Here is a 12592-nt window from a genome sequence, read left to right as displayed (position 1 = left end):
GGATTTTTATGCCCTTAAGCTTATTTTACGTACCGAGGCGTCTTCGCGTTTCATGCGTCCGCCTTCTTTCTTCCTAATTATACCTTAAAAATTTTATAAAAAAAGACCCGGACTTCTCCGGGCTCTATAGAAAATATAAAAAGACGAAGGGAAACCGTCTCCCAAAGGTCCATGGTAGGCCCCGCGGAGTCTCGAACAGTGCCGCGGCACGTTCATCCTCGTGAACCAGGGCGGGCAGCAATAGCAGACCGGGTTCCCTCCGAAGCTTAGCTGCTTTTACGTAGAAGCCGCGATACCGGTTGTGACGCCGCCCGAAGCAGCGCCCGCAGCGGATCCTCCCTGCTGCAGACGGTACATCTGGGAGTACCGGCCGCCCAGCTCCAGCAGCTCCTCGTGATTCCCCCGCTCCACAATCTCGCCGCGATGCAGGACCAGAATCAGATCCGCGCTGCGGATCGTAGACAGCCGATGCGCGATGATGAAAGTGGTCCGGCCTTTCTTGACGACATCGAGCGCAGCCTGAATCACGGCCTCCGTCTCCGTATCGATGTTCGCGGTCGCTTCGTCCAGGATCAGAATCGCCGGATCGAAAGCAAGCGCACGCGCAAAAGAGATCAGCTGCCGCTGGCCCGCGGAGAGCGTGCTTCCTTTTTCGAGCACGGGCTCGTCGAAGCCTCCCGGCAGGTTGGCGAATATGCGCTCGCCGCCGACATCTCGCAGCGCCGCATCCACCTTCTCCCGGGAAATCGTGCCGTCCCCGAGGCTGACGTTACTGGCAATCGTGCCCGTGAAAAGAAACGGGTCCTGCAGCACGATGCCCATATGCTGACGCAGAAGCTGCTTAGGCATGGCCGTGATATCCCGGCCGTCCACCCGGATCGTTCCTTTCTGCGGATCATAGAACCGGAACAGCAGGTTCATAATGGAGCTTTTGCCTGAACCGGTATGGCCCACGAGCGCCACGGTCTGGCCCTGCTTCGCCTCGAAGGAGATGTTCTTGAGCACGTAATCTTCCTTGTAAGCGAAGGACACCTGCTCGAAGCTGACATCGCCTTTGTAGCGGGGCAGCCGGCCTTCGGTAACGTCTTCGCCCGGTTCATCCATCAGCTCGAACACGCGTCCCGCCGAAATGATGGATTGATCGAGCGTCGCAAGCTGATTCACCATCCCGGTGATCGGCTGGAAGAGCCGGTTCAAGTAGTCGATGAAGGCGTACAGCACCCCGAAGGAGATCACGGATTCGGCTCCCGTTCCCATTGCGGCGCCTCCGAAATGCCAGAGCAGCAGCGCGAAAGATATGTTCCGCAGCACTCCGACCAGGTTATGGGAGGTGAGGGCGTTCAAGCTTTGCAGCTTCTGCTGGTGCTTGAGGTAATCCTCGTTGAGCGTTTCGAACTCCTCCATCGTTTCTTTCTGACGGCGAAACGCACGGATGATGGTCATCCCCTGGATGGCTTCATTGATCATCCCGTTAATGTCGCTTAAGCGCGAACGGATAATTTTGTTGTACCGCGAAGCGTACTTGCGGTAAACGATGACCCAGACGACCAGCAGCGGAACGATCAGAAGGCAAATCGCGCCCAGCTTCGGGTCCAGAAGGAAGAGGGCGATAAAGATCCCCGTGATATACACGAAGCCGGTGAAAAAGTTCGCCAGCACCGTCACGAACAAGTCGCGGACGGCCTCGGTGTCATTGGTCACTCTGGATACGACCTTTCCGGCCGGAAGATTGTCGAAATAATGGATGGGCAGCCGCTGAATTTGCCTGTACACGTCCAGCCGCAGCTTCTGAATAACGCGGTTTGCGGAAACCTGTAGCATATACCGCTCTCCGAAAGTGAAGACAGCCGCTATGGCCAGCAATCCGAGATAAAGCAGGGCTAGCTGGATTAATTTGGCCAACTCCGGCCGATAGAACACATAGAGCTCGCCTTTGGTCAGCGACTTCGCTTCGTATGCGGCGCTCTCTCCGCCTCTTGTAACCGTCAGCTTGCCGTCCTGCCAGGACCGCTGGCCGTCAAAGGAGATCGGTCCGTTAACGAAGACGAACCGGGTGCCGACCTGAAGCAGCCTGGCCTCGTCCCCGCGCGCTTCGCCTTCCGCGAAACGGTCCCCGCGTTTGTAAACGTCGCCCGCGTAGGACACCGTGTCCCCGTTTTCCATGGTATTTCCGGCGTTGCCGGTTTCCCGCGGGACTTTGTACCAGGGCTGCTCGATCCCGATGATATGCGTATCGATCATCCGCTTGGCGATAAAAGGACCCGACAGCTCTGCCGCTACCGCGACCGTAAGCATAAGAAGTGCAAGAATAAACAATTTTTTATGATGAAGTGCGTACTGCACCAAACGTTTGCCTGTGTGCAAGGCCGATCACCCCGCTTCCGTCAAATTGGATTCGACCTGCTGGCGCTCGTACTGTTCTTTGTACCAGCCGCCCAGCGCCAGCAGCTCTTCATGGGTTCCCGCTTCGACAATCCGGCCCTCGTCGAGGACGAGAATCCGGTCCGCGTGCTCGATGGCGGACAGCCGATGCGTGGAGATGAGCGTCGTTTTGCCGGCACGCTCCCGCCGGATATTCTCGATGATTCTCGCTTCGGTCCGCGCATCCACGGCCGACATCGCATCATCGAGCAGCAGAATTTCCGGATCGGCGATCAAGGCCCTCGCCAGCGAGACACGCTGCTTCTGTCCCCCGGACAAGGCTACGCCCTTCTCGCCGACAAGGGTATCGAGCCCGTTCGCCAGCGTACCGATGTCCTGCGTGAAGGCGGCCCGTTCGATCGCCCGCAGCACATCGTCCTCGCTTGCGTCGGACTTGCCGAACTTGATGTTCTCCCTTACGGTCTTGGAGAACAGAATCTGCTCCTGCGGCACATAGCCGATCCACGACTGCAGCTGCTCCAGCGGAATCTGCTGGATAGGCACGCCGCCGATGGTGATCGAGCCGCTGCCGGTCGGATACTGGCGCAGCAGTTGCTTCAGCAGCGTGGATTTCCCGCTGCCGGTCCGGCCGACCACGCCAAGGGTCTCCCCCTGACGCAGCATGAAGCCGATGTCCTCCAGATTGGGAGTACCCGAGGAAGGATATTTGAATGCGGCTTCCCGGAAGCCGATGGTACCCGGCTTCGCATCCGTCGCCGGCTGCGGAACGTCCTGCACATCGGGCCGGTACCCCAGCGTTTCGTTGACCCGGTCCAGAGAAGCGTTGCCCCGCTGCATGATGTTGATCAGTTCGCCGATCGCGAACATCGGCCAGATCAGCATCCCGAGATAGATGTTGAAGGACAGGAGCTGTCCCAGCGTAAGCTCGGTCTGAAACACGAGATACGCGCCGTAGCCGAGACCGATCAGGTAACTCGCCCCGACAAGCAGCTTGATCGTCGGATCGAACAGGGCGTCGATTTTCGCAACCGCAATGTTCTTGTTGTACACATCCTCCGTCAGCTCGCGGAAGCGCTCCTGTTCGTTGGCTTCTTGAACATACGCCCGCAGAACCCGGACGCCCGCCGTCGCTTCCAGCACCTGATCGTTCATCTGGCCGAACGCATCCTGGGCGGTCGTGTACCGCTCATGAATCGTTTTGCCGTAAAACTTCATGGCCAGCGCGATGAACGGAAGCGGCAGCAGGGCCGCAAACGTAAGCTTCCAGGAGATCGTGATGCCCATCGTAAAGAGGATCACGAGCATAAACGCGCTGGAGTCCACCAGCGTCAAAATACCGAAGCCCGCCGTAGCGGAAACGGACCGCAAATCATTGGTGGCGCGGGCCATCAGATCGCCCGTCCGGTATTTTTCGAAAAAGGTCGGAGTCATCTTGAGCAGATGCCGCATAAATCTGGAACGCAGCACGCGTTCCACCAGAAAAGCGCCTCCGAACAGCTGGTACATCCAAACATAGGTCATCAAATAAATAAGGACCGTAATTCCTAGCGTCCACGAAATCATGGCGATTAGCCGGTCCGCCGTAATCGAGCCCATATGGATCTCGTCGACCGCGTAACCGAGAATCTTCGGCGGAATAATTTCCGCGATACCGGCGACGATCAACAGCGTAATCGCTACCGTGTAGCGGATCCAGTGCTTTTTAAAAAACCAGCCGAGCTTCTGTAAAATACTGAACAAACAGGTCACCTTCTTTCTTTGTCCACGAAAAGCTTCTTGTTCTTTGTTTCCGTCATTCGTGTCTCTGTAGAAAAATGAGGGCGGTCTCCTTGCGGGACCATGAAAAAAGGACGCACCGTTCAACTAACAAACGGTACGTCCTCAAAAGCGCGGCAAAGCCTGCGCCCATTAAACCGGCTGCGGGCAGCCATGGTTACGGAAATGCGGGCGTCTGAACGCCGCTATCCCGATGTGCGGTTTAACGGGTGTACCGAATATTCAGCTGTTCCCTTGTTCACTGCATACGGACGCAGTCCATGGACAGGCAACATTCTAAACATCGATACCACCCTTTCTTCTCCGGTCATTTTTCTGCGCTTTCGCGTCAACTTGGTGTGATTGTAACACCCATTGGAAAGGAATGTCAACCCGAACAAGCCGGAGAAAATAGTTATAACCAAAATGGAGCAGTGCCGCCCGAACGGCCCTTTTTGCTCCGCTTATTCCTTTTGCAAATAGCGCTTATCTTTGAGAAACAGCCTCCAAAACAAATAAAACACGGGAACCAGAATCGCCGAACTCACGATATACCCGATGAAAAGCGAACGGAACATCGTCGGGTTCGTAATCCCTTCGTCGAACGTCAAGTGAGGATAAACCATGTAAGGCATGTGAGCGGAAAAATACGCATAGCTCGCCAATCCGTACTGGATGATGACCGTAATAATCGAAGCCCGCGGGTAGCCGCTGCGGCCGTCCGGTCTTCCTTTTAGCAGCAAAATATAGGCGGCGATGAAGGCCGCTACGGAAAGACCGAACCAGAAGGCGTACCGCTTGAAACCCTCCACCATCCACGGCGCATGCTCGGAAAAGGTGCTGACGGTGAGCAGGGCCATCAGCAGATTGATGGGCCCCCAGATAATCGCGAGCCTGCGGTAATCGCGGTACGTCTCCTCGTCCCCCGCTTCGCGGGAGTAGTCCGCTAAGAAGAGCGCGGACATGAACAGCTCGGTCGACAGCCCGAAGCCGAGATGCGCATACTCCGTCAAACTGGTGAACAGTTCACCGAGGTGAAGGACCGGCACTCCGTCTTCAACGGTGACGAAGCCCCCCAGCGTGATCGGCAGTACGCTGACCAGAAGCCCCGGGATAAGGAGACCCGTAATCCCGGAAACGACCCGCAGCAGGCGGCCGTGCTTCGCCACGGAGTATGCGTAGACCATAAACGTGCTGCGGACGAGCAGCAGCAGGAGAACGAGCGAGACCGGCACGAGCAGGGCCGCGCCGAGCATATGGGTCGCCTTCGGGAAGAAACCCGCAAGAGCCACGACGAACAGGACGAGAAACACGTTCGTCACTTCCCAGGTCGGCGACAAATACCGGTTCGCGAGGGCCCCCGCCTTCGTATGATGCTGTCCGCTAAAGTACATCGACCAGAAACCGGCGCCGAAGTCGATGGAGCCGAGAATCGAGTACGTAAACAGGAATACCCAGAGTACGCTGACTGCCAAGGTTACGTCGCTCATGTACTCGCCCCCTCGGCAGCCGGGGTCTGGTCTCCGTTAGCGGCGGCAAGTCCAAGCGCTTCCGAGACGGGATGCCGCTTGAAGTAGACGTGCATGACGATCGACGTCACGACAAGCAGAAACACGTAGACGGACACGAACATGACGAACAGGGTCCCGATGCCCTGGGACTGCAGGGCGGCTTCGCTGGTCCGCTGCACGTGGTAAACCGTCCAGGGCTGCCGGCCCGTGCAGCTGAAGATCCAGCCGATCTCGATCCCCAGCATGGAGAGAGGCCCCGAAGCGACCAGGACGGTCAGCAGCCAGCGCGGGTAGGGCTTTTTGAACCAGATCCGGATGAGCAGGCCCAGAAAGGCCAAGGCAAGCAGGAACATGCCGATGAACACCATCAGGTTAAAAAGGGTGTGAATGTAAAGCGGCGGCCAGTTCTCCCGCGGGAATTCGTTCAGGCCCCGGACCACGGTGTCGAAGCGGTTGCCTGCCAGCAAGCTGAGGAAGCCCGGTAGCTCGATCGCTCCCTTGATGGACTGCGTCGCTTCGTCGACTTTGCCGAAAATGGCAAGCGGGGCATGAGATTGCGTCTCGAACAGCCCTTCGGCGGCAGCGAGCTTTTCGGGGATGTGATGATGCAGCATCTGGGCCGTCGCATGTCCGTTGACGGCCGTGAAGGCGGTCATGATGCCCCCGAAGATGAGCGCGAGAAACAGGCCCTTGCGGTGGTAATCCGCTTCGCGCGGGGCTTTGCGCGCCTTCAGCAGCTTGTAAGCCGCCACGGACGCGACGGCGAAAGCGCCTGTCATATAGGCGGTGGACAGGACGTGCAGCGCCGTCGACCAGAGGCTCGGGTTGAACACGGCCTCCCACGGGCGGATGTCGACGAAGTCTCCGTTCGCGTTGATGGAGAATCCCCGCGGCGTGTTCATAAACGCGTGTGCGTCCGTGATCATCACCGCCGAGGCGCTCGCCCCGATCGCGACGAAGATGACGCTGATGATCCTGGCGATCGGAGGCAGTCGGTCGGCCGCGTACAAGTAGATCGACATAAAGAGGGCCTCGAAGAAAAAGGCCCACATTTCGATCTGAAACGGCAGGGCGATCACCTGTCCGACGATCCGCATAAAGCCCGGCCAGAGCAGAGAGAGCATCACGCCGACGATCGTTCCCGACGGGATGGCTACGCCGAGCAGAATGCCCGAAGCTTTCGTCCACCTTCTGGCGAGCACCACGTAGTCGCGGTCTTTTTTGACATGATACATAATTTCCGCAAACACGATCATCATCGGAAGCCCGACCCCGAGCGTCGCAAAAATAATATGAAACGCCATTGACGTGCCGAACAAGGCCCGCGCCATCACGACGGTATCCATAGATCCACACTCCTTTTGTAGCCACCCGGCCCAATTGCTTCCTGTAATATGGGTCAAAAAGGAAGAAAGTATGCGTTGGGGTAAGGAGAGATGTATCTGTCCGCACATAAAAAGAGCCCCTGTAATCCCAGAGAGGGACCTAGGGGCTAATGAATCTCATCCACGTTTGTTGTTTCTGGCAGATTTTCAAGCCAAGTGCAACAGTTCATCCATAAAGCATCGTAAGGAGAGTTGTATCCTCAATAGAGCCACTTTGCCAAGAAGAGGGCTTCAAAGTTGACCATGAAGGTCGTGAATACTAATTCTTTACTCTAAAACTTTTATTAATTCCCGGTTCTTCCGATGCCTTTTTTATCAGCGCTTTTAGTATCTTCACATCCTGCTTATGCTCACTTTCCCACTGTTCCATACTAATATCATCGTGTTGAATGGACGGGAGCTGGGTGGGACTATGGCTAACAATTATTTTTTGTAGAGATGGTTCTATTTCTTTTATTCCTTTTTCTTTAATGTATGGAATTGCCGGCGCTCCTAACTCAGCTAATTTATCGTTCTTCCATTCAAATGTTTCATTTGCGCTTACAATTTCATCCACCTTTTTTGGAACAGACTTCAAGTGGAGTTTCCACGCACGGATGAATTCTTCGGCATCAGACCACCGGTAATCTCCATTTTTGAGGTTTACCTTTGCAATTTCTTCAGCTGCTATGGCTAAGAGGTATTTATCTAACCCATAATTTTCACCTTCAGAAATGCGTTGTTCAATAACGGGTAAAGCAGGAATGCCCAGTTTAACTATGCGCTCATATTCTTTGTTGTTTTTTAAGTAAGAATAGGGATTTGAACTCAGACTGAGTTGAGGATCGATTTCTGTAAGGCGTTTAACTTCTAGCTGCATGTCTGTAAGGCTAATGTATATGTTTGAAGAAAGCGCAGCTGAAGAGTTTGAGCTTATCAAAACAAAAGATACTATCCCTACCAGAAACCCCGCTGTAACGCTTAACAGTAACTTTTTCATAAATTGTTTCTCTCCTCAATAATAGTATTGAACAGCCGGTCCATATCCCGGTGAACTGTTATACGGACTAAGAGAATGTGTAAAAACAATTTCAAGAGCACCCCATTTTGATTCTGTGGAACTTCCATTTGTCATTACTTTTGCAATATGTCCAACATTACTAACGGACCCATAAACAATCAATTTAGGAGGATTGTTAGGAGATCCATTATTTGTAGCGCTGTATCCGAATTCTTTCAGTACTTTTGTCATTTCTGATGCAGTCGGATTATTTTGTCCCCAAGGCCAAATTGTGTATGAAGTAACACCCAGTACGTAAGCTAAACAGTTGTAATTGGGGCTGAATGTTCCTTTTTGTACTTCAAAAGCTACGTTACTCCTGAGGTGTGCCTGATAATATGCTAGTGGTTCTTTATAAGGACCCGAATTAGCAAATACACTAACCGAAATAAAAGTTGTCATCGCGGTAATACATGCAATACATAATAATTTGAGTATACTCAAGCTCTTTTTCAATTTTTATCCCCATTTCATTTTTATAGTTTTCCTCTCAATTCAGGGTGTATAAATTCCGCCAATTGAATAAGATCTTCCGAAAGGCTACTGACTGAGCCGAAAGATATCGGCAGCTCAATCACGTTATTATTTTTTATAGCCGCTATATTCTCCCATCCATCACGCCTGTTTACTGGCTGGTAACCTTGTACAAACTTGATTTCATAACCGGATACTAGGATGCACTGTGGATTTTTATCTTGTATATCCTTCAAATTAGTTTCGACTCTATAAGGATTTGGTACCGTTAAATCTTGAATGATATTCTCTCCGCCCGCCATTTTAAGTAAATCATTTTCCAGAACGTCCCCCCCAATAGCCAGGAAACTCTTGATTTCTTCAAACTCCACATCTAAGCTGTTTTCCCAATAAACCGATGGTCGATTTAAGCCGTAGACAGCCTGCTCCACTTTACGAATGGTCTCGCTTAATTTTTCTGAGGCTTTTTTCGCCTGCTCTTTGGTGTTTATAATATTCCCAATCTGCAATAACTCTGACGCAACCTTTTTAACGGTAGATTGATCTGATACATAAGCAGGTATGCCCATTTTTTGGAGAGCTTTAGCGCTTTTGCAGTCACCTTCTGTCGGTTTGTATTTTGACATAATAACGACCAGATCAGGAGTTGTTTCAGCCGCAATCCTCCTCTCCGTCTCGTTAATCGAGCCGCCTATACCCATTCCTTCAAAACGTTTGACTTTTCCGCCAGCTCCCGCTTCTTTCAGAAAGTCCTCCTCCCATGAACCCTGAACAACAACATTTTGGGGCTCTTTCTGAATGAGCACCTCCGAACCGCAAGCATCTATGAATGTTTGTGGATAATGAGCTTTTTCTTCGGTGCTAGATTCGCTTTTACCGTTGATTGAACATCCGGATATCAAACCTACTACTATCAGGGTCATCATGAAAAATTTAATAAGTTCTATTCTCGGATTCTGAATATAAATTTCCTCCTTCCTCAAATTAATCCCCCCATCTCATTGATTCGGCTTATTGCTTCTGGATGAATCGCCTTAAAAAGAGTCATCAAGTTGTCTGACAACTCACTGTAGCGCATTTCATCGAAAGGATAAGCATACAGCTGTGAAGTCCGTATGGCGCGCAGGTTTTGCCACTCCTCACGCTCCTTAGTAGGAACATATTCAGGTGAACGGAAGTAATTTTGGTATAGAATCAGATCCGGATCAGCCTTGCGCAGTTGTTCCAGTGTAATGGGGATGCTATCCGGGCTTTGGTTGTCTACCCACGGTAGAATATTCTCTCCTCCGGCCGTGGAAAGCAAATCATCTTCCAACGTATTTTTTCCTACGCTTACACTGGTCACTTGATTATTCTTGGAAAAAGAGCGGTTGTACCCCCGTTCCCAGTAGACCTTTTTCATCGGCAGTCCCTTCCGGGCTTCCTTCACTTGCACAATGGCCTTCCCAAGCTTGTCCGATGCTTGCTCCGCAGGCTCTCGCCTGTTCAGAATGATCCCCACTGTGAGCATATCCGAAGCAATCTGGTCGATCTCGGAATGCCCTGTTACCCAGATAGGAAATCCCAACGTCCGAAAGCTTTGTATATTCATGCACATCTCCGAACCTGGATAAACCAGAACGGAAGGGGCTGGATAAAGGAAAAAATCCGGTTTCGATTTTGCGATAATCCGTTCCCTTGCTCCCCACAAACTGCTTGCCGAATCTTCCGTTACTTCGACGATTTTGTCGCTTGCCCCAATGACTTTCATAAAGTCGTTAAGTTCAGCATTGTCTACGGCGACCCGTTGTGGTTCACTCGGGATGGTAACCTCTGCCCCGCAAGCATCCTTCAAGACCAGAGGATAGGCCGTTTGCTTAGCTTTATGTTTTGAGACTAGAGAATCTGGAGTGGTAGCAAGTTGCGGATTCAGGGACTGCTCGTGAGAACAGCCGGAAGTGGCCGCTATACTTGACAGCGCAACCAGCTTGACCAGGAAACACCGGCACTGTCCGACACGTTTATTTTTAATTTGAATAGGCGCGGCCCCCTCCCTAATTATTCCCCATACAACAGTACTATTTTTTTACATATTTGTAAGTCGAAAAGCATAAAGAATGCATAAAATTATGTTGGTTGGATAAGGCTCCATCTCAACAATTTTATTTTGAGTATTCCTTGGGGTTCCATAAGTTGTACAAGATCGTTACTCATGGTATTCGTGCGGTTATCGCATCAAAAAAAGCCCCATTCCCCCAGCCTGGACTGAAGGGAATGGAGCCGCCTGAACCTGCCGGGGCAGGAAAGCCTCAGGAACGCGTGCCGTTGTGCAGGTCTTCGATCTCCTGCCGCAGTCCGTTTTCGACTTCCTCGAATGCAGGCTGGTTAAAGCTCAGCGAAGCGTCCTCCACGGCGCGTTCGGCATGCCGGATAGCCTGATTCGCCTGCTCTTCAAGCTGGGCTGTCGGGTGGGACAGCGCTTGGGAGACGGCGTTGTGGACCTTTTCCAGCGAATTTTGCGCTTGGGAAATCGGATTTTGCGACTGCAGACTGGAATCGCGTTCGGTCATGATTGAAGCCTCCTTCATCTCGATAGGAATTTCAGACTCCTATAGGATGAGGCAACCCTGCGGTGTTTATGCTAACGGGCTTTTTACGGATTAAGAAATGATTCCGACCGAGTATAGGAAAATAAGAACGATCAGCGGCGGAATCACGATGCGGAGCAGGAACACCCATACCCGCAGCAGTGTACCTTTGAGTCCGGCTTCTTCCATGGCGCGTTTCGAGGCGTACGCGATAAAGAGCGTAACGACCAGGCCCCCGATAGGAAGCAGAATGTTGGAGGTGACGAAATCCAAGGAATCGAACACCGTCTTGCCGCCGATTTTGAAATCGCTCAGAACACCGCCGACCGACAAGGCCGAAGGCACCCCGACGATAAAACAAACCGCGGTCGTCCAGGACGTCGCTTTAAGCCGCGACCATTTCCAGCGGTCCATCGCAAAGGCGACCGGCACTTCCAGCAGCGACAGGATCGACGTGAAAGCGGCGATGGCCAGCAGGATGAAGAACAGGCCGCCGAAGGCCGCGCCCAAAGGCATCGAAGAGAACGCCGCAGGCAGCACGACGAAGACAAGTCCGGGCCCTTGAGCCGGCTCCAGGCCGAACGAGAACGTAGTCGGGAACACGATGAGGCCCGCGATAAGGGCGTACAGCAGATTGCCGCCCGTAACCGCAACGGTCGCTTTGCCCAGAGACTGCTCTTTCTGCACATAGGAGCCGTACGTGATCATGACGCCCATCCCGATCGACATCGAGAAGAAGGCTTGCCCCAGGGCCACGAGTGTGGATTCGCCCGTCAGCTTGCTGAAATCCGGCTTCAGGAAAAATTCGATGCCCGCTCCGGCTCCCGGAAGCGTCAAGGCACGCGCCATCAGAATGAGCAGCACGACCGCAAGCGCGGGAATAAGCACCTTGTTGAATTTTTCGATACCGCCGGATACTCCTCTCGCAATTACCCAGCCGGAAAGCCCCAGAATAAGGAACTGCCAGGCTATCGGGCTGTACCCGGAGGTAAAGGTTTGAAACTGAGCGGCGTAATCCGTTCCTTTGTACAAAGCCCCCGTAAAGGAGCTAAGCGCATAATGCAGCGTCCAGCCCGCGATGACGGAATAAAAAGACGTGATCATAAAGGAACCGAACACCCCGAGAAAACCGAAGAAGCTCCAGCGTTTGGAACCCGACAAATTAAGAAAAGAGGTGGAGGCGTTCCCGCGTCCCGCGCGTCCTATGGCCATTTCGGCCAGCAAGACCGGCATGCCGACGATGACGAGACAGATAATGAACAGCAGCACAAAAGCCGCTCCGCCGTATATCCCCGTTATATAAGGAAATTTCCAAAGGTTGCCGAGACCGATCGCACTTCCGATCGCCGACATAATGAAACCGAGGGAAGAGAAGCGTTCCCCGCCCTTTTCACCGGCTGCCGGACCTGAAGTTCCCCCGTTTAAATCTTGTTTGCTCATGCTGTCACCTGCTTGTATTGGTCTAGGATTTTAACGGTC

Annotated in this window: 10 protein-coding genes; all 10 read right to left on the bottom strand. The window is 52.8% G+C overall.

Features of this window, described 5'->3' with window-relative positions; translation table 11 throughout:
* Positions 1 to 276: 276 nt before the first annotated feature.
* The gene (locus ABH899_RS16370) at positions 277 to 2295 is read right to left on the bottom strand and encodes an ABC transporter ATP-binding protein (protein ID WP_369998256.1); all 2019 of its coding nucleotides are present in this window, start codon (positions 2293 to 2295) and stop codon (positions 277 to 279) included.
* A 75-nt stretch (positions 2296 to 2370) separates the two neighbouring features.
* Entirely contained in the window at positions 2371 to 4122 is a 1752-nt protein-coding gene (locus ABH899_RS16365) for an ABC transporter ATP-binding protein (RefSeq protein WP_369998162.1), read from the bottom strand.
* Between the two features lie 479 nt (positions 4123 to 4601).
* Complete coding sequence (locus tag ABH899_RS16360) at positions 4602 to 5627, bottom strand: cytochrome d ubiquinol oxidase subunit II (RefSeq protein WP_218230507.1); 1026 nt, start codon at positions 5625 to 5627, stop codon at positions 4602 to 4604.
* Positions 5624 to 6994: a cytochrome ubiquinol oxidase subunit I gene (locus ABH899_RS16355; RefSeq protein WP_369998159.1), complete on the bottom strand. Its 1371-nt coding sequence runs from the start codon at positions 6992 to 6994 to the stop codon at positions 5624 to 5626. Before ABH899_RS16355 ends, ABH899_RS16360 begins: the two co-directional genes overlap by 4 nt.
* Positions 6995 to 7292: 298 nt before the next feature.
* Positions 7293 to 8012: a hypothetical protein gene (locus tag ABH899_RS16350; protein ID WP_369998156.1), complete on the bottom strand. Its 720-nt coding sequence runs from the start codon at positions 8010 to 8012 to the stop codon at positions 7293 to 7295.
* A 15-nt stretch (positions 8013 to 8027) separates the two neighbouring features.
* The gene (locus ABH899_RS16345; protein ID WP_369998153.1) at positions 8028 to 8528 is read right to left on the bottom strand and encodes a DUF7689 domain-containing protein; all 501 of its coding nucleotides are present in this window, start codon (positions 8526 to 8528) and stop codon (positions 8028 to 8030) included.
* A gap of 20 nt (positions 8529 to 8548) precedes the next feature.
* The gene (locus ABH899_RS16340; protein WP_369998150.1) at positions 8549 to 9529 is read right to left on the bottom strand and encodes an ABC transporter substrate-binding protein; all 981 of its coding nucleotides are present in this window, start codon (positions 9527 to 9529) and stop codon (positions 8549 to 8551) included.
* Positions 9526 to 10296, bottom strand: a complete 771-nt coding sequence (locus tag ABH899_RS16335; protein WP_369998148.1) for an ABC transporter substrate-binding protein — start codon at positions 10294 to 10296, stop codon at positions 9526 to 9528. The genes ABH899_RS16340 and ABH899_RS16335 overlap by 4 nt, the downstream gene beginning before the upstream one ends.
* Positions 10297 to 10834: 538 nt before the next feature.
* Complete coding sequence (locus tag ABH899_RS16330) at positions 10835 to 11095, bottom strand: hypothetical protein (RefSeq protein WP_369998145.1); 261 nt, start codon at positions 11093 to 11095, stop codon at positions 10835 to 10837.
* Between the two features lie 90 nt (positions 11096 to 11185).
* Positions 11186 to 12553, bottom strand: a complete 1368-nt coding sequence (locus tag ABH899_RS16325) for a sodium-dependent transporter (protein WP_369998142.1) — start codon at positions 12551 to 12553, stop codon at positions 11186 to 11188.
* Between the last annotated feature and the right edge of the window lie 39 nt (positions 12554 to 12592).

Source organism: Paenibacillus sp. RC84 (assembly GCF_041260495.1).
Classification (GTDB): domain Bacteria; phylum Bacillota; class Bacilli; order Paenibacillales; family NBRC-103111; genus Paenibacillus_F.
This window is presented reverse-complemented; position numbering and strand designations above follow the sequence as displayed.

Excerpts from the sequence above, each read along its gene's own strand:
- ABH899_RS16325 (WP_369998142.1), bottom strand. The coding sequence starts at position 12,553 with ATGAGCAAACAAGATTTAAACGGGGGAACTTCAGGTCCGGCAGCCGGT.
- ABH899_RS16330 (WP_369998145.1), bottom strand. The coding sequence starts at position 11,095 with ATGACCGAACGCGATTCCAGTCTGCAGTCGCAAAATCCGATTTCCCAA.
- ABH899_RS16370 (WP_369998256.1), bottom strand. The coding sequence starts at position 2,295 with ATGCTTACGGTCGCGGTAGCGGCAGAGCTGTCGGGTCCTTTTATCGCC.
- ABH899_RS16350 (WP_369998156.1), bottom strand. The coding sequence starts at position 8,012 with ATGAAAAAGTTACTGTTAAGCGTTACAGCGGGGTTTCTGGTAGGGATA.
- ABH899_RS16360 (WP_218230507.1), bottom strand. The coding sequence starts at position 5,627 with ATGAGCGACGTAACCTTGGCAGTCAGCGTACTCTGGGTATTCCTGTTT.
- ABH899_RS16335 (WP_369998148.1), bottom strand. The coding sequence starts at position 10,296 with ATGAAAGTCATTGGGGCAAGCGACAAAATCGTCGAAGTAACGGAAGAT.
- ABH899_RS16355 (WP_369998159.1), bottom strand. The coding sequence starts at position 6,994 with ATGGATACCGTCGTGATGGCGCGGGCCTTGTTCGGCACGTCAATGGCG.